We start from the raw sequence: 17,558 nt of genomic DNA on the forward strand, positions 1-17,558 counted from the left end.
GCCGAGCGAAGAATATAAATATTATACAAATGAATAATTATTCACTAAAAGCGCAAGTTGCCTCTTGCAGTAGCGGCATCGCTCTTCATATAAAGGTCAGTCTACAGCATTGGGCCGCTTTCGCAGAAGGGAATGGCGGCCCGATCGACCGCCGGGTTTTAAAGTGGCAGGCAGCTAAAGTCCCAGCTCACTAAGACCGGGATGCTCGTCCGGACGGCGGCCCAAAGGCCAGTGGTATTTGCGCTCGCTTTCCTGAATCGGCAAATCGTTAAGGCAGGCATAGCGCTTGCTCATCAGGCCGTTTTCGTCAAACTCCCAGTTCTCGTTGCCGTAAGAGCGGAACCAGTTGCCGGAATCGTCATGCCACTCATAGGCATAGCGTACCGCAATACGGTTGCCATCAAAGGCCCACAGCTCTTTGATTAAGCGATAATCCAGCTCTTTCGCCCACTTACGGGTCAGAAAGGCCTCGGCCTCGGCGCGACCGTTGATAAATTCTGCCCGGTTACGCCACTGCGTATCTGCCGTGTAGGCCAACGCCACTTTTTGCGGATTGCGGCTGTTCCAGCCATCCTCCGCCAGACGAACTTTTTCTATTGCCGTTTCGCGCGTAAAAGGCGGCAGCGGCAAACGGCGTTCTGCTTCGCTCATCAGTTTTCTCCTGTCGGCGCGTTACTGCGCCTCGGCTTTTTCATCCACATAGCGGGTGACCGCCAGCAGTCGGTTAACGTGGGTAAGCAGCAAATCGACGTCGGTTTGCAGGAAATTATTCCCCGAGGTGGTTGCCGCCATAATGGCGTTCTGGATGTTTTCAGATATCGTTGCAGCGCCGTCGCCCTTTCCGGCAGTCAGTATCAGGGCCGCCACCAGCAGCGACTGCGCTTCTACCTGCGCCGTCAGCTCTTTTGCGTCCACTTCAACCTTGGCTATTTTCATTAAAATATCGATTACTAACTGCTTCATAGTTTATCCCCGAAATAGATTATTCCAGAAATTACCATCGGGTTCCGAAACGAGCAAACTGAAACGGCGGCCGAAGGGCGTTTACCGCAGTTTGCACGGCTTTTTTCTCCTTTATGGCTCATTTTATAAACAGAAGCGCCGTTTTGATGCCTTTACCCCACAATATTTCGCGTTTCGCCTGGCTAAATGCCCGCGGTGGAGTAGATTTAATCCTGTGATCCTTATCACATCAAAATAATAACATTGGCAAGGGAGTTACTTGTGACTGAAACCTCAAACGGCGGGACAGCCGGCACCAAAGCGGGTACATCGACCGAACCTTTGGTAAAAGTTATCGCGTTTATCGCTACGCTGGGCGGTTTACTGTTCGGCTATGACACCGGTGTTATCGCCGGTGCTCTGCTCTTTATGAAACACGATCTGCATCTGACCTCGTTGACTACCGGCATGGTCACCAGCTTTTTGATCCTGGGATCGGCGATCGGCGCTATCTTCGCCGGACGCGTGGCGGATCGCTTCGGGCGTAAAAAAATCATCCTGGTGATGGCGCTGATCTTTATGGTTGGCTCGCTGGGCTGCGCCACCGCGCCGAACGTTGAAATGATGATTAGCTTCCGCTTTATCCTCGGCCTGGCGGTCGGCGGCGCGGCAGCCATTGTTCCTGTCTATATCGCGGAGATAGTCCCGGCAAACCGCCGCTGGCAGTTCGTGACGCTACAGGAGCTGATGATTGTTTCCGGCCAGCTGATTGCCTACACCAGCAACGCCGCGATTAACGAAATCTGGGGCGGCGAAACCACCTGGCGCTGGATGCTCGGCGTGGCCTGTGTACCGGCAGTGATCCTGTGGGTCGGTATGCTGTTTCTGCCCGATACGCCGCGCTGGTATGCCATGCACGGCCGCTATCGCGAAGCGCGCGACGTGCTGGAGCGCACGCGCCATTCGCGCGTGGTGGAAAAAGAGATGGGCGAGATCCGCAAATCTATGTCCTCCAAAAGTGAGAAAAACGCGCGCCGTAAGAAAACGATTTCAACCTGGATGAAACGCCTGGTGGCGCTGGGTATTGGCGTGGCTATGCTGCAACAGCTATCCGGCGTTAATACCATTATGTTCTACGCGCCAACTATGTTGCAGGCTACCGGCCTGGGCACCAATGCTTCACTGCTGGCGACTATCGCCAACGGCGTGATTTCCGTGATTATGACTTTTGTCGGCATAATGTTGCTGAGCCGCTTTGGCCGTCGTCCGCTGCTGCTGACCGGCCAGATTGGCTGTACCTGTACGCTGCTGGCAATTGGTCTGCTGACCTGGCTGATGCCGGAAACGGTCGATGGGCATCCCGACGTGCTGCGCAGCTATCTGGTGCTGGCAGGCATGCTGATCTTCCTTTGCTTCCAACAGGGTGCGCTGTCGCCGGTAACCTGGCTGCTGCTGTCGGAAATGTTCCCGATGCGCATCCGCGGTATGGCTAACGGCGTTTCGGTTTTCGCCATGCAGATGACCAATTTTTCCATCGCGTTTCTTTTCCCGATGCTGCTGGAAACCTTCGGCCTGACCAACACCTTCTTTGCCTTTGCGGCTATCGGCATTGCAGGCGGTATTTTCGCCGTGCTCTTCGCCCCGGAAACGCAGGGGAAAACGCTGGAGCAGATCGAAAAACATTTTAAAAAGCACCTTCAGGACGACCCTGCTCCGCAGACGGGCAGCTAAGCGCAGCGCCAGGGAGGGCGCGTTCAGTACTATTCTGACAGATAAACCAGCCTGAGCCTGCCAGGCTGGCATAAATGAATAAAGAGGCCTGAGATGGGAACGGCGATATTTATGGTTTTAATGGTCTGCGGCTACTGGTACACCAGTCGCGACCTCTCTACCCGCTTTAAAATTAAACGTTCTTTTGGCTGGGACGTCTATTTTCTGGTTGCTCTCTACGGCTGTATCTTTGTTCTTCAGGGCGTTATCGCCACCGCGCTGGCCTGGCTTGTGCTGCTTGCCTGCTCTTCCTTACTCAATGTCCTGCCTGAACTGTCAGGCGGCCACCATTACAACTGGCAAATGGAGTTTATGAACTGGAGCTTTCTCGGCATCCAGGCGCCGGTGGTAGTAATGCTCTCTTTCGCCGTGCTGTTTTGCCTTTACCGCTCTAACTGGTCAGGTAGCGCCCGGTTAAACAGTACGGGCCGTAAGAAGCTTTATAAAGAGCTTTCACGCTCGAACGGCGTCGAAGGGCTGCTTTTTCAATGTATGGAAGAAGGCGAGCTGGCCTGGGTGACGCTGAAGTCGCGCCGTATTTATATCGGTATGATCCATACCGCTTCGTACGAAACGGAAAATACTGCGAACATCGTATTAATCCCGATGCTGAGCGGCTATCGCGATGGCAAGACGCTAAATCTTTGTGTGGAGCATAACTACAGCAAGTGGTATGCGGAGCACAATATCACGCTGGATTCAGAGCCTAAATCCGCGATGGCTTTCCGCAAGGTCATTTTGCTGGATCAGATCGAAAGCCTGTCGCTGTTTGACGCGGCCAGCGCCAGCGCGCTGGCTTTCGACAGTGAAGAAGATGAAGAGCAGCCGCCGCAATAGGCAACGGATTCTAGCCCATCAGTAACGTGACTAACCAGAATCCCGCGAAGGTCATCAGCAGTGAACCGGCCACGTGGGTTAGCACAGAGAGCATTGCCCACAGATAATTACCGGCCTGCATTAGCGTGACGATTTCCAGTGAAAAGGTAGAAAAAGTCGTCATGCCGCCGCATAGCCCTGTAGTGATCAGCAGTTTCCAGAAGGGATCGACCTGCGGATTGCGTAAGAACCAGGCCATCGCGGCACCGATAATAAAGCCGCCCAGCAGATTCACCAGCAGCGTGCCTGGCGGCAGGCTCGGAAACAGCGAATTAAGCCGAACCGCCAGTAACCAGCGGATAATACAGCCAGCGGAAGCGCCGATAATCAGGGCGATCAGGGGTTTAAGCATTGGCTTTCTCAGTAAAAATGACGAGGATTACGCGACGAACCCAACACGCCAGCCTTTTGGTTAAAAGAGCGCGATATCAGCCTTTTGCGTACAGGACGGCTGGAAAAGTCAGTGCGCCAGGTTGCTCAGCCTAATCAGCCCGCCGCGTTTTTGCAAGGCTGCCGCCAGCCCCAGCAATATGAATTTACTGATTTTTATCGCGGCGGCCCGTCGACAGGCTATGCTTTTCAGGATGTTGTTAACCAGGAAGTTGCCTCTGACCCATGTGTTTTTTTCCCATTCCGAAACACGACTTGCTGCTCGGCCTCTGCTGCCTGCCGGCGCTGGCGGCTATTTATCTGACTGGCTTTACCTTCAATCAGGTTCCCGCCGCTGGGTTGATGGCGGGCGGCGCGCTGACGCTGGCCTTCGGTGCGAATAAAACCTGGGGCGGCTCCTCTTTTTCTCTACTGTTCACCACGACGCTGGGCATGGCGTTCTCTTCCTGGCTGGGCTGCCTGACGGGTAACGTGCTGCCGCTCTATATTTTTGGCGCCATGCTCTACGCTGCCGTCTATGTCACCATGGCTAACGTTGATGGCAGCGCCTGGTGGATGCTATTGCAATGGTCGATCGCCTATCTGGTCTCTGGCTACTTCGCCGGTTCGCTGGCCCACGCCACCGATCGGGCGCTGCTGGTCGGCGGCGGCGGACTGGTGCAGATGTTTTTCCTTTATCTGGTTTTTCGCCGCTACCCTTTTCAGCTGAAAAATTTCTATCCGCACGCCTGGCTGCGCTTCTTGCGCGTAACCACCGGAAAATATAAGCATAAGATCCATCTGCAGTGGTCGGTATTTTTCGCATTGCTGGCGATGGGCCTTGCGCTGTTTGGCGTCGAATTTTTTCAGCTCAAAAACGGCTACTGGGCGGGAATGACGCTGCTGATTTGCCTGCGCAATAATTATCGGGATTCGCTTTCGCGGGTACGCGCCCGCGTTTTGGGTACGCTGACAGGCAGTATTGCGGCAGCGGCGCTAACCGACCTGTGCCATGCACCGCTATATTTGGTCGGCGGGTTTATGCTGTTTGGCTATATCGCCTTCAGCTGGTCTTATTCGCTGATTGCCAAATCCTATTTTGTTTTCGCTTTTCTGGTCACCGTGATGGTGGTCTTTATGATTGCCAGCCTGGGCGGCTCGCAAACCGCTATTGCTACTCATCGTCTGGAAACCACCGCTATCGGCGGCCTTTTCGCGCTTTTTGCGTTGGTGATGACCCGTATTTTTACCCGCAAACAGATTTTATTCCGGCGCACAAAAAAGGCGTCCGGCTGAAGACAAGGTTCTGCGCTATGGGGTAGCCTACTTTTTTGGCGGGTCTTTTTTATTTGCGGGCGCAGAGGCAACGGCTGCTTTTAACTGGCTGCTCTCATCGTTCAGCAACGACTCCAGGAAACGCCGCTGCTGAGGGTTCATTTTCCAGCCGCATAACCGTTTTTTATCATATTTTTCAGGAAGCGCCGCCATTATCTTAGCCCCCATAACACCACTATTAACCAGAACACCAGACAGCCTGCCAGTACCGCCAGCCAGACTTTCCCCCGCCTTGATAAATATTTCCCCATTGGCGCTCCTTGTTGTCATTTCGCTATAGTCCTTTATAAAATATAGCAACAATATTAAATTTTCATTTATTAATTTCTTTATTTATGCAAATTGCCATTAAAAAAACACAAATACCAACAACAACCGTTAAATATTAAACAATAATTACAACAAATCTGACAGTAATGATGAAATATAACAACACAGTACAGGCGCAGAGCACCGCGCCATCATGCCTTTTATTTTATCCAATTAACTGAAAATATATAAAATTAAATTTGAATAATATTGGAAATATTAGCATTAAAGATTTTCAATACGGACAAAAGAAACATTGTTATGCCGCCCTCCAGGGGCGGCACGGATAAAAAAGATTAGCTGGTCGCGCTGGCTTGTTCGTTCTCGTTGCTCATTGCCGCCTGGATTTCCTCTTCATCCAGCGTCGGGTTCAGCGCGACAGCCAGCGGCGAACTGGCCAGGCTGTCCGGCACGGCCACGTGCGGCGTGGGGCTTTCGATATTTTCCTGCCGGACGTCGATACGCCGCCAGCTTATCGCCGCGATCGCTGCGCCGCACAGCGCAAAAAACAGATAAAGCATATGGCCACCCAGCGGCTGCATCAGCGCGCCGGTGATCATCGGCCCAATGCAGGCGCCAATGCCAAAGGCCATCAGCAGACAGGCGGTCAGCGAGACGCGTCTTTCCGGCGCCACGCTGTCGTTAGCCATAGCGACAATTAAAGGATAGAGCGAGAACTGCGTCATGCTGGTAATAAACGCCGCGCTGGTGATCCAGAGGAAACCGAGGTGCAGAGGCAGCGTCAGCAGTAGCGTGGTCAGCGCATAGAGCAGCGCTGCGCCGCAGAGCAGACGATGGCGATTAAAACGATCCGAAAGCCAGCTTAAAGGAAACTGGGATACCAGTCCGGCAAAGATAGTGATAGCCATAAACAGCCCGGTCTGCCGCGTCGTAAAGCCTTGCAGGCTGGCATAGACGGGCGCCATGCCGTAAAAAGCGCCGACCGCCATACCGGTCACCAGCGTAATCAGCAGAATACGGGGAATAGCCCGGAAAAAATAGCTCAGCTCCATCGGCGCAGGAGACATTGGCTGCGCGTTGGTTCGCGTGGTCAGGGCAATAGGTACCAGGCAAAGCGCGAAGCAGAGCGCCACTATCAGCAGGCTCGCGCTACCGGACGCCGCCTGGCTCATCAGGATAATCTGCCCACAGGAGAGCCCAAGGTAGGTAGCAACCATATAAAAACCAAAGATCGTACCGCGCTGTCCTGGTTCCGCCTGATCGTTAAGCCAGCTTTCCAACACCATATACTGGCACATCATGCACAGACCAATCACCAGCCGCAGCGCTATCCAGGCCGGTAGCCACTCCGTCAGGCCATGTCCCAGTACAGAAGCGGTAATAATCCCGGCGCAGGAAACATAGGCGCGAATATGGCCAACGCGGGCTATCAGGTTGTGTCCTACCTTGCCGCCAATCACCAGTCCTATATAGTGCGCCGCGATAATGCCACCGATCATTGCGCCGCTCACCTGTTCCTGGGCGAGGCGTAGCGAAACATAGGTAGTCAGCAGGCCGGAACCCAGCAGCATCAAGAGTGTGGTGGTGTAAAGGGGCAAAAAGGTGCCAAGTACTTTCTTCATTACGCTTCCTGTCATCTGTCCGGAAAAAACCGCACCAGCCCGGCGGTTTTGCTGAAAGGGTAATGAAAACCTGGCAGAAGCCTTTTATAAAAACAAATAAATAGCTAAAACGTCAGGCTACGCCGCAGAAAGCGCGGCGCCATTCGCCAGGGTTAACGCCGTAAGCCGCCCTGAAACGCTGGCGAAAAGTGACAGCAGAGGAGAAACCGGAGAGTTGCGCTATGGCGTCGATACTCTGGCCCGTAGTTTCCAGAAGTTCCTGACTACGCTGCAAACGCGCAAGGTTAAGCCAGGCCGCGGGCGTCATCCCCGTTGCCCGAAAAAAATGACGGGTGAAGCTGCGTCGGCTCATGCCCACGGTGTTTGCCATCGTATCAAGATTGTGCGGCTGATGGAGAGTCTGGCGCAGGCAGTCGAGCAGGCTGTTGATATTACTGTCACGCGTGGTTTCAGGGACGGGCCGGGCGATAAACTGCGCTTGTCCGCCTTCGCGGTAAGGTGGAATAACCATACGCCTTGCCGCGCGGTTGGCTACCGCGCTACCGTAATGCTTGCGCACAAGATACAGACAGCAATCAATGCCCGCCGCTGTACCGGCAGAAGTGATCAGCCGATCGTCGTCCACATAAAGCGAGTTTGTCTCAAGCTGCACATCGGGAAAACGGCCGCTGAAGTCCTGTTCAAACTCCCAATGCGTTACCGCGCGCCGCTTTTCCAGCAGGCCTGCCCAGGCCAATACATAGGCACCGAGGCATAAACCAACGATATCAGCGCCGCGCTGCCGGGCGCGAACCAGCGCAGCCAGCAGCGCCGCCGACGGCGTCTCTTCCGGGCAGCGCCACCAGGGCACCACGATAATATCGGCCGTTTCCATGACTTCCAGCCCGTTTTCGACCTGGGTAACCAGACCAATATCCGACTGCACGCTGCCCGGCTGTTCCGCGCAAATTTGCAGATCGAAGCGCTTTTCATCGTTCAGCAGGCGGCCGAAAATAAGGCATGGAATAGAAAAATGAAAGGTACTGAACCCGCTGGTGGCGATGACGGCAACAGAAATGACGCTCATTATGCTTTCCTTATTTATTTGTCGGCCCGCTGCGATTTTATAAAAACAGGCTTTCTCCGTCCTCCGGGATCTGCACCTGCCGCGCGATGCCCTGAGCCGTAACATAATCCTTTAGCTCTGCCCTACTGAGAATACAATGATTTATCGCTTCCATATGCACAGCGACAATAACGGCGTCTGGCAGCGTCCGGTGCGTTTTCAGCAGGTCTTCTTTGCCCATGATAATAGCGCCAAAGCCGTCGAGTTGAGCAAAACCTGCATTAAGCACCACAATATTGGGATTATAACGCGTTAGCGCTTCGCTATAGGATGCCGCCCAAACGGTATCGCCAGCAATATAAAGCGTTTTTTCCTGAGGATGTTGAAAAACCAGTCCACAGGTTTCGCCAAGACGAGCCGCTAATTCCGGCACACGGTACGCTTCGTCGCTGCCGTGTTGGCCGCCGGTTTTAGAAATAGTGATATCCTGGAAACAATTTTCATTTTCCAGCAGATGAACATTAGTGAAATTCTGCGCGCGGATTTGCTCTGCATCCTGCTCGTTTTGTGCATAAATCAATTTATCTTTTGGTATCAGCCGTTGCGCTGCTTCATCCCAGTGATCCGTATGCAGATGGGTAATGATGATAGCGTCTGCCGACAACAGGGTTTCAGGCGCGACCGGCAGCGTAACCAGCGGATTGCGTAGATGGCTGCGCGCCGTGCCCGCAAAACCGGGCCACGCGCCTTTTTCGGCAAACATGGGATCGATTAAAAAAGTCTTGCCGGCATAACTCAATAGTTGGGTAGCGTTACGAATAAGGGTAAGTTTCATATTTTTTATCCTGTTAGCCCTGCATACAGCAGTGATAAAGCAGGAGTATAAAGAGACGCGGGTTAAGCCGTGAGTTGTCCCGAAGACAAAGATCGATGGAACTGGGCCAAAGTGCACCCGAAGAGTAGCGCCGCAGCCGGTATCGCCGCTGCGGCATAGCCTGGTTTTACTGCCCCAGATCCCGCAGCTTTTTGCCCGCCATCAGGTTCTTTTCGATATGCTCCAGGGTAATGTTTTTGGTTTCTGGCACCAGCCAGACGGTAATCACAATAAATAGCAGATTAAAGCCGGTATAGAGCCAGAAAGTGCCAGCCGCGCCGATACCGCCCAGCAGCGTCAGGAAGGTGGCGCCGATAATCATATTCGCTACCCAGTTGGTGGTGGTGGAACAGGTAATGCCGAAATCACGGCATTTTAGCGGCTGGATCTCCGAGCAGAGGATCCAGACAACCGGCGCCGCGCTCATCGCATAACCTGCAATACAGAGCATGGTCATGCCGACTGCCACCCAGGAAAGGTTCATATTGGCTTCACCCTCGCCAACTTTCATCAGGCAGTAACCGAGGATTAGCGTGGCAAAAGCCATCACGGAAAAACCGATTTTCAGAATAGGTTTGCGTCCGGCTTTATCCACGGTAAATACTGCGATAAAAGTTGCCAGCATAAAGGTGACGCCTACCACCACCGTCGCCATCATCTGCTGCTGGGTGCTTTGAAAGCCCGCCATTTTAAATATTTGCGGCGCGTAATACATGATGATATTCATGCCGGTGAACTGCTGCATGCCCTGGAGCAGCATGCCAAGAAACACGGCGCGGCGCACGTTGCCGTTGCTGCGAAACAGCGCCAGACCGCCCTGCTTCATTTTCAGGCTTTCGCGGATTTCGTTCAGCTCCTGCCGCGCCTTGTCGGAAGTATCGCGCAGCATGCGTAGCACCTCTTCCGCTTCCACATGCAGCCCTTTAGCTGCCAGCCAGCGCGGGCTATTAGGCAGAAAAATCACCATGACTAACAGCACAACGGCAGGCAGCGCCAGGATCCCCAGCATGGCGCGCCAGTTGCCGCTGTAGCTGAATGCGGTATCCGATAAGAAGGCCAGCAGAATGCCGAAGGTGATCATTAGTTGATAGGTGCTGATCATCTTGCCGCGAATGTTTTCCGTCGCCATTTCGGAAAGATAAAGCGGCGCGGTGTAGGAAGCGATGCCGACGGCGACGCCCAGCAGCACGCGAAAAAGCAGTAAAAGCTCCAGGTTAACCGCCAGCGCGGAACCGAGTGACCCCAGGATAAACAGCAGAGCGCCCGCCATCAGGCTGTATTTACGGCCCAGCCGGTGCGACACCCAGCCATTGCAAATCGCGCCTATCGCTGCGCCCAGCATCATACTGCTTACCACCCATTCCTGCTGATGGCTGTTCAGCGTAAAGTGTTGCGTGATAAAAGGCAGCGCGCCTGATATCACGCCAATATCCAGCCCAAACAGCAGTCCGGCCAGCCCGGCCGAAAACGAAATAAAAATATTCATCCGCCGGACTCTGTTTTTTTGCGCCTGCGGCAGCGCCAAACTGTTCTCTACTGAAGACATGCTATAACTCCGGTTTTTATTCGTCTGCCGGTAACATACAGACCGGAGACGCCCGAAAGTTATGTTAAAAAGTCCACAGGCATGGAGAATTCTGCTGTGGCGCAGCAAGATGTGATGCCGATCGCATTCCTTCCGGTCGCGCTCAGGCCAGTTCTTCGCTTTCCGACCAGTTGTAGCTCACCAGACGCAGCCTGATTTTTCCGCAAATTTCGCCATAGCGCTGTTCGCTGCGCGCCTGAAAAAAACGCTGCAGATAGTCGGGCAGGATGCTGGCGTGATAGCGCAGCAGCGTGCTGTGCCAGAAAGGCGGCGGCTGGCGGCTGCCGTTATATCTTTGCCGCAGTAGCTCCGCCCATTCCGAACGCTGCAAAGCATTCCAAAAAGCCGCTCTGCACGCGATATCCGCAGTATCCGGAATGCCGGCAAGCAGTAATTGATTGGGTAAAGCCACCAGCCGCAGCTCGCGGATTGTCAGTTCCTGTTCCAGGCAATACGCCGCAGCGAGGCGCTTCAGCCCAGCACAGTTTTCCGGCTGGCGTTGCCGATCGTAAAGCGCGGGCGTAATCGCCAGAAAGGTTAGATGAAAATGGTCGGGCTGCATCGTATCGGCAAGCGGATCGTGCCGCGTTTGTTGGCCCAGCTCCGCCAGTAAGTGGCGCACAGATGGGGAAAGCTCAGGCTGAATGCCAGTGGCAATAGCTTTTAAACTTTCTGGATAGAAGCCCGTATGCGTTGCCGCTGTTGCCGGTTCACGCCAGACGCCTAGCGTTTGCTGTGAACGTTGATGATAAATTCTCGCAAGGTCATCATCTGCCAGCATTTTTCTCTCCCACTGTAAATTCAGCGTTTTAGTGTAAGGGAGAAACTGCGGACAGCAAACGACAGTAAAGTAGCCCCGACGTGGGCAGCCAAAAAAAGTGAGCCGCCTCTGCATGGTGCCAGAGACGGCTCACGGCTCAGACCTGACAATCAGATACCCTCCTCCGAATCGTCCTCTTCATCATCTAACTCTTCATCGTCTTCATCAGACGCCAGATCGTCATCTTCCAGAGGCGCAGCGGTTTCTTCGTCATCCTCCAGCGGATCGACGATCTCATCACTGCCAGCGGGAATATCTTTATGATCTTCATCAGCTGGATATTCAGCGTCATCAGGAATCGGTTCCTGGTAATCCGGACGTTCAGACATAGCCACCTCCATCAACCCATATGGGTCAGTTAACTATAGAGGCTGGCACTAAACCGATCCCGCGCGGCATCACAGATCTGACAGAACCCGCGAAGAATTATTCCGGCAGCTTGTCGCCAGACTCGGGCGCGTCATCCGGGTTGTCTTTGCGGTCTTTGGGATCCTTTTCGATCTGGTTCAGGAAAACTGGCGCGTGCGGATCTTTACGAAAAATAGCGTGCATAGATAACCTCCAGGCTTGCGTATGAAAGCTAAGTATAAACGTAATTTTAAGACCTGAATCCCGAAAGGCGCTTAATGGCACTGGCGGCAGGATGACTTTTCGGCGGGGCTGCTCTAAGGTGATAAAAGGTTGCAACGTTGTTAATTTTTCAGGTCAATGCCTTAAAGGGGAAAACAATGGAAAAGATGACGGTGAAATATGGCAATTTAACGTTTCCGGCAGAATACAGTGAAACCCAGACCGATAGCCAGGGTATGGATAAAACGCTAATTATCGCCAAAACCGAGCAAAGTACGGCGCTGTTCAGCGGCGCGCTCCAGGAAACCTTTAATTTCGCCTCCGAGCGGCTGGGTGAAGAAGACTATATTCTCAGCGACGAAGTGCCGCAGCATTTTGTTTTTACCAATAAATAAGCAGCGCGCTGCCAGCGTTTTTTTACGTGCCACCAAATTTTGCGCATAAAAAAACCCGGCCGAAGCCGGGTTTCCTGCAGAGAACTTACTGCAGCAGAGACAGCACGCCCTGTGGAACCTGGTTGGCTTTTGACAGCACGGAGGTACCAGCCTGCTGAAGGATCTGCGCCTTCGACATGTTAGAAACTTCAGTTGCGTAGTCAGCATCCTGGATACGGGACTGTGACGCGGTCAGGTTGGTCACAGAGGTGTTCAGGTTGTTGATGGTGGATTCGAAACGGTTCTGAATCGCACCCAGGCCGCTACGTGCGGTGTCGACGTTCTTGATACGCGCGTCCAGGTCAGACAGGTCGCCGCCGGTGACGCTGAAAGTTGCGCCCAGGCCAGAAGTCTGGAAGCCGTCACCAGACAGGTCGATGCTGATGACGTTAGCGTCGGTAGAGTCGTTAGCGCCAACCTGGATGTTTACGCTGCCGGTGGTGTTGAAAATCGCCGTGCCGTTAAAGGTGCTTGCTGCGCCGATACGGTTGATTTCAGACAGACGTGCGTCAACTTCTTTCTGGATAGAGTCGATATCGTCGGCGCTGTTGGTGCCGTTTTTCGCCTGAACAGTCAGTTCACGGATACGCTGTAAGTTGGTGTTCACCTCGTCCAGAGAGCCTTCAGCCGTCTGGGTCAGAGAGATACCGTCGTTGGCGTTACGCGCAGCCTGAGTCAGACCTTTGATCTGAGAGTTCATGCGGTTAGCAATAGCTTCACCCGCGGCGTCGTCTTTCGCGCTGTTGATACGCAGACCAGAAGAAAGACGCTCGATAGCGGTGCTCAGAGAAGCCTGTGATTTATTCAGGTTGTTCTGAGTAGTCAGGGACATGATGTTAGTGTTGATAACGGACATAGTCGTTTCCTTCAAAAATTTACCAGGGTTCGGATACGGCGCCAGGATGCCCGTCACCGTCTGTATTCTTTATCGTCACGTCCCGCAGAAACTTTAAAGCGACTTGCGAAAAAATCTGCAAAAAGCGCCGTTTAGGATAAGTCTTAACTCAGGCGGACAGCGAAAAGCACAGCCCTGATATAGTCGGCCGTTTGCGCAGAAACTTTATCCTTCTTCATTAATTAATCTCCCTCATTACCGCATGCGGAATTCAGGAACAATCAAATTCCCCACAACGTCTATGCTTAATGCTCAAAAAAACAAAAAGCGGTTTTACCCCTTTGTCGTCCCTTTCTTTATGCATACCGGAGGCCTGGCATGAGCAACCAAGGCAATAATAGTGAGCACCGCCCTGAGCAAACTTCTTTTCATCTGACACGCCGAACGCTGCTAAAAGTCAGCGCGGCCACAGCGGCTACAGCAGCCGTTTCACCCGGCGCGGCCATAGGCCAGGAAGGCCCTGCTGCTCGTCCGCCAGAAATGTTGCCTTTAACACTGAAGGTCAACGGCGTGCGCAAACAGCTGGAAGTCGATACCCGCACCACATTGCTGGATGCACTACGCGAACATCTGCATCTGACCGGCACCAAAAAAGGCTGCGATCACGGCCAGTGCGGTGCCTGCACCGTTATGGTCAACGGCCGCAGGCTGAATTCATGCCTGACGCTTGCCGTTATGCATCAGGATGCCGAAATCACCACCATCGAAGGATTGGGCACGCCTGATAACCTGCATCCCATGCAGGCGGCATTCGTCAAACATGACGGCTATCAGTGCGGCTACTGTACGCCAGGCCAAATTTGTTCCTCCGTGGCCGTGCTGAAAGAGATCGAAGCGGGTATTCCCAGCCACGTTACGCTTGATCTGGTTTCGCCGCCTGAAGCAACGGCGGATGAGCTGCGGGAACGCATGAGCGGCAATATCTGCCGCTGCGGCGCCTATTCCAATATTCTTGCCGCGATCGAAGATGTCGCCGGGAGCCGCAAATCATGAAGGCTTTTACCTATGAGCGCGTAAACACGCCTGCCGAAGCGGCCGCCAGCGCACAGCGCACGCCTGGCGCTAAATTTATTGCGGGCGGCACTAATCTGCTTGATTTAATGAAGCTGGAGATAGAAACGCCTTCCCATCTGATCGATGTTAATCCTCTTTCCCTGGATAAAATTGAACCCACAGCCGATGGCGGTTTGCGTATCGGCGCGCTGGTCCGTAACACCGATTTAGCTGCCGATACCCGCGTTCGCCGTGACTATGCAGTGCTCTCAAGAGCGCTGCTGGCTGGCGCATCCGGACAATTACGTAATCAGGCTACTACGGCAGGCAACCTGCTTCAGCGCACGCGCTGCCCCTACTTCTATGATACCAACCAGCCATGCAATAAGCGTATGCCCGGCAGCGGCTGTGCCGCACTGGAAGGCTTCAGCCGCCAGCATGCGGTTATCGGCGCCAGTAAAGCTTGTATCGCCACTCATCCCAGCGATATGGCCGTCGCCATGCGGTTACTGGATGCGGTCGTGGAGACGGTCAGCGCGGACGGCAGCGAACGCAAAATTCCCGTTAACGACTTTTATCTTGCGCCGGGCGATACGCCACATCGCGAAACCGTGCTGAAGCCCGGCGAGCTGATTATCGCCGTCACTTTACCGCCGCCGGTTGGCGGAACGCATATCTACCGCAAAATTCGCGACCGCGCTTCCTATGCTTTCGCTCTGGTTTCAGTTGCCGCCGTAGTGCAGTCGGACGGAACGGGTCGGGTCGCCTTAGGCGGCGTGGCGCATAAACCCTGGCGGCTGGAAGAAGCTGATGCGCAGCTCGCAAAAGGCGCGCAGGCAGTTTACGAGCGCCTGTTCGCCGGAGCGCAGCCTACGCATGAGAACGAATACAAGCTGCTACTGGCGAAGCGCACGCTCGCCTCTGTACTGACGGAAGCGAGGGCATAAAAGATGAAATTTGATAAACCTGCTGGCGAAAATCCGATCGATCAGTTGAAGGTTGTAGGCCGCCCTCACGATCGCATCGATGGCCCGATGAAAACCACAGGAACCGCGCCTTACGCCTATGAATGGCACGATAAGGCGGCCAATGTGGCCTATGGCTATATTGTCGGATCGGCTATCGCCAAAGGCCGTATTACCGCTATCAATTCGCAAGCTGCCGAGGCTGCGCCAGGCGTACTGGCCGTAGTAACGGCAAAAAACGCCGGAAAGCTGGGCAAAGGCGAAAAAAATACCGCTACGCTGCTGGGCGGCCCGGAAATCGAGCATTATCATCAGGCCGTGGCGCTGGTAGTAGCAGAGACGTTTGAGCAGGCGCGAGCGGCCGCACAGCTGGTCGATGTCCAGTACAGCCGCGAGCGTGGCGCTTATAATCTCGCCGCCGAAAAACCTTCGGTGACCAGCGCGCCGGAAAGCACGCCAGATAAAACTACCGGCGATTTTGACAGCGCCTTCGCGACAGCGGCAGTAAAACTTGACGCCACCTATACCACGCCGGATCAAAGCCATATGGCGATGGAGCCGCATGCTTCTATGGCAGTCTGGCAAGATGATAAGCTCACCGTCTGGACTTCCAACCAGATGATCAACTGGTGCCGCAGCGATCTGGCGAAAACGCTCAGGCTGCCGGAAGAGAATGTGCGCGTGATCTCGCCCTATATCGGCGGCGGATTTGGCGGCAAGCTCTTTCTGCGCAGCGATGCGCTGCTGGCCGCGCTGGGCGCACGCGCTGCAAAACGACCGGTAAAAGTGATGCTGCCAAGGCCGGTGATTCCTAATAACACAACTCATCGCCCGGCAACCATCCAGCATATTCGCATCGGTACCGATCAAAACGGCCATATTACCGCTATCGCCCATGAAAGCTGGTCTGGAAACCTGCCTGGCGGTACGCCGGAAACGGCGGTACAGCAAACCGAGCTGCTTTACGCAGGCGCAAATCGCTATACCGGCTTACGTCTGGCAAAGCTTGACTTACCCGAAGGCAACGCCATGCGCGCGCCTGGCGAAGCGCCAGGTTTAATGGCGCTGGAGATCGCTATTGACGAGATGGCGGAAAAAGCAGGCGTAGATCCGGTGGCTTTTCGCATCCTGAATGATACTCAGGTCGATCCTGCTAATCCCGAGCGCCCTTTCTCGCGGCGTCAGTTAGTTGAATGCCTGCGTACCGGCGCGGAGCGCTTCGGCTGGGATCGTCGCAGCACTACGCCCGCACAGGTAAAAGAGGGCCGTTGGCTGGTCGGCATGGGCGTAGCGGCGGGCTTTCGCAACAATCTGGTGACGAAGTCTGGCGCACGCGTACATCTTGATAAAACAGGTGTAGTGACGGTGGAAACGGATATGACCGATATCGGCACTGGCAGCTACACCATCATTGCCCAGACTGCGGCGGAGATGCTGGGCGTGCCGCTGGAGAGAGTCACGGTGCGGCTGGGCGATTCCAGTTTTCCTGTTTCCGCCGGTTCCGGCGGCCAATGGGGCGCGAACAGTTCTACCGCTGGCGTTTATGCTGCCTGCGTGAAGTTGCGCGAGGCAGTAGCCGCTAAGCTTGGTTTGCCTGCTGCTGAAGCTGTCTTCGCTGATGGACAGGTGCGCAGCGGCGATCGCAGCGTTCCCCTTACCGATGCAGCGGCGGATGGCACGCTAACCGTAGAAGACAGCATCGAGTTCGGCAATTTGGATGAGAAGTACCAACAGTCCACTTTTGCCGGACATTTTGTCGAGGTAGGTGTGGATATGGCGACCGGCGAAATCCGGGTGCGCCGCATGCTGGCAGTTTGCGCCGCTGGCCGTATCCTCAACCCAAAAACCGCGCGTAGTCAGGTAATCGGCGCGATGACCATGGGACTGGGCGGTGCGCTAATGGAAGAGCTGGCGGTTGATAAGCGATTAGGCTACTTCGTTAATCACGATTTGGCGGCCTACGAAGTGCCGGTGCACGCTGACGTACCGGAACAGGAGGTAATCTTTCTGGAGGATACCGATCCTTATTCGTCACCGATGAAGGCGAAAGGCGTGGGCGAGCTGGGCCTGTGCGGCGTTAGCGCCGCTATCGTTAACGCGGTCTATAACGCTACTGGCGTGCGGGTGCGAGAATATCCCGTTACGCTTGATAAGCTGCTCGGTTCGCTGCCGGATGTAGTTTGAGGAGGCATT

19 protein-coding genes are annotated in these 17,558 nt (G+C 54.3%); 7 read left to right on the forward strand and 12 right to left on the reverse strand.

All coding sequences use genetic code 11. The annotated features are described in order from the left end of the window. Positions 1–174 precede the first annotated feature (174 nt). Positions 175–651 carry a DUF1348 family protein gene (locus ACETPC_RS12565; RefSeq protein ID WP_380181850.1) on the reverse strand — a complete coding sequence of 159 codons (477 nt, stop codon included), beginning with the start codon at positions 649–651 and terminating at the stop codon, positions 175–177. Between the two features lie 21 nt (positions 652–672). After that, positions 673–963 (reverse strand): anti-adapter protein IraP, encoded by a 291-nt coding sequence (gene iraP, locus ACETPC_RS12570; protein WP_380181851.1) that lies wholly within the window; start codon positions 961–963, stop codon positions 673–675. Positions 964–1,224: 261 nt separating this feature from the next. On the opposite strand from iraP, the gene ACETPC_RS12575 reads away from it, so the two are divergent. Both ACETPC_RS12575 and ACETPC_RS12580 read left to right on the forward strand, forming a co-directional pair. Then, positions 1,225–2,673: a sugar porter family MFS transporter gene (locus ACETPC_RS12575; protein WP_380181852.1), complete on the forward strand. Its 1,449-nt coding sequence runs from the start codon at positions 1,225–1,227 to the stop codon at positions 2,671–2,673. A 93-nt stretch (positions 2,674–2,766) separates the two neighbouring features. Next, a complete protein-coding gene (locus ACETPC_RS12580) occupies positions 2,767–3,549 on the forward strand; it encodes a hypothetical protein (protein ID WP_380181853.1) in 783 nt (260 codons plus the stop codon). A gap of 10 nt (positions 3,550–3,559) precedes the next feature. On the opposite strand, the gene crcB is transcribed toward ACETPC_RS12580, so the two are convergent. Then, complete coding sequence (crcB, locus tag ACETPC_RS12585) at positions 3,560–3,940, reverse strand: fluoride efflux transporter CrcB (protein ID WP_380181854.1); 381 nt, start codon at positions 3,938–3,940, stop codon at positions 3,560–3,562. A gap of 263 nt (positions 3,941–4,203) precedes the next feature. On the opposite strand from crcB, the gene ACETPC_RS12590 reads away from it, so the two are divergent. Continuing rightward, complete coding sequence (locus tag ACETPC_RS12590) at positions 4,204–5,253, forward strand: FUSC family protein (protein WP_380181855.1); 1,050 nt, start codon at positions 4,204–4,206, stop codon at positions 5,251–5,253. Positions 5,254–5,280: 27 nt separating this feature from the next. Here ACETPC_RS12590 and ACETPC_RS12595 read toward each other — a convergent pair whose 3' ends face one another. From ACETPC_RS12595 to ACETPC_RS12630, 8 genes are all read right to left on the reverse strand, one after another. Continuing rightward, complete coding sequence (locus ACETPC_RS12595; protein ID WP_380181856.1) at positions 5,281–5,562, reverse strand: hypothetical protein; 282 nt, start codon at positions 5,560–5,562, stop codon at positions 5,281–5,283. A gap of 335 nt (positions 5,563–5,897) precedes the next feature. Then, positions 5,898–7,184, reverse strand: a complete 1,287-nt coding sequence (locus ACETPC_RS12600; RefSeq protein ID WP_380181857.1) for an MFS transporter — start codon at positions 7,182–7,184, stop codon at positions 5,898–5,900. Positions 7,185–7,296: 112 nt separating this feature from the next. Further along, a complete protein-coding gene (locus tag ACETPC_RS12605) occupies positions 7,297–8,250 on the reverse strand; it encodes a GlxA family transcriptional regulator (RefSeq protein ID WP_380181858.1) in 954 nt (317 codons plus the stop codon). Positions 8,251–8,287: 37 nt separating this feature from the next. Next, complete coding sequence (locus ACETPC_RS12610; RefSeq protein ID WP_380181859.1) at positions 8,288–9,064, reverse strand: MBL fold metallo-hydrolase; 777 nt, start codon at positions 9,062–9,064, stop codon at positions 8,288–8,290. 166 nt (positions 9,065–9,230) lie between these two features. Further along, complete coding sequence (locus ACETPC_RS12615) at positions 9,231–10,649, reverse strand: sugar porter family MFS transporter (RefSeq protein ID WP_380181860.1); 1,419 nt, start codon at positions 10,647–10,649, stop codon at positions 9,231–9,233. A gap of 142 nt (positions 10,650–10,791) precedes the next feature. Next, positions 10,792–11,469: a hypothetical protein gene (locus tag ACETPC_RS12620; RefSeq protein ID WP_380181861.1), complete on the reverse strand. Its 678-nt coding sequence runs from the start codon at positions 11,467–11,469 to the stop codon at positions 10,792–10,794. A 149-nt stretch (positions 11,470–11,618) separates the two neighbouring features. Continuing rightward, positions 11,619–11,837, reverse strand: coding sequence for a hypothetical protein (locus ACETPC_RS12625; RefSeq protein WP_380181862.1), 219 nt, complete (start codon positions 11,835–11,837; stop codon positions 11,619–11,621). 97 nt (positions 11,838–11,934) lie between these two features. Then, complete coding sequence (locus tag ACETPC_RS12630) at positions 11,935–12,060, reverse strand: hypothetical protein (protein ID WP_380181863.1); 126 nt, start codon at positions 12,058–12,060, stop codon at positions 11,935–11,937. Between the two features lie 176 nt (positions 12,061–12,236). On the opposite strand from ACETPC_RS12630, the gene ACETPC_RS12635 reads away from it, so the two are divergent. After that, a complete protein-coding gene (locus ACETPC_RS12635) occupies positions 12,237–12,473 on the forward strand; it encodes a hypothetical protein (protein WP_380181864.1) in 237 nt (78 codons plus the stop codon). A gap of 85 nt (positions 12,474–12,558) precedes the next feature. On the opposite strand, the gene ACETPC_RS12640 is transcribed toward ACETPC_RS12635, so the two are convergent. Next, on the reverse strand, positions 12,559–13,368 hold the full coding sequence (locus ACETPC_RS12640; protein WP_380181865.1) for a flagellin: 810 nt from the start codon (positions 13,366–13,368) through the stop codon (positions 12,559–12,561). A gap of 357 nt (positions 13,369–13,725) precedes the next feature. Here ACETPC_RS12640 and paoA point away from each other — a divergent pair, with 357 nt between their 5' ends. Genes paoA through paoC form a run of 3 tightly spaced genes read left to right on the forward strand, consistent with a single transcriptional unit; the run spans position 13,726 to position 17,549 of the window. Next, positions 13,726–14,400 (forward strand): aldehyde dehydrogenase iron-sulfur subunit PaoA, encoded by a 675-nt coding sequence (paoA, locus tag ACETPC_RS12645; RefSeq protein ID WP_380181866.1) that lies wholly within the window; start codon positions 13,726–13,728, stop codon positions 14,398–14,400. Further along, entirely contained in the window at positions 14,397–15,347 is a 951-nt protein-coding gene (locus ACETPC_RS12650; RefSeq protein ID WP_380181867.1) for an FAD binding domain-containing protein, read from the forward strand. Before paoA ends, ACETPC_RS12650 begins: the two co-directional genes overlap by 4 nt. A 3-nt stretch (positions 15,348–15,350) precedes the next feature. Next, entirely contained in the window at positions 15,351–17,549 is a 2,199-nt protein-coding gene (gene paoC, locus ACETPC_RS12655) for an aldehyde oxidoreductase molybdenum-binding subunit PaoC (protein ID WP_380181868.1), read from the forward strand. The last annotated feature ends 9 nt before the right edge of the window (positions 17,550–17,558 follow it).

Source organism: Pantoea sp. sgz302252 (genome assembly GCF_042610525.1).
In the GTDB taxonomy this organism is placed as follows: domain Bacteria; phylum Pseudomonadota; class Gammaproteobacteria; order Enterobacterales; family Enterobacteriaceae; genus Erwinia.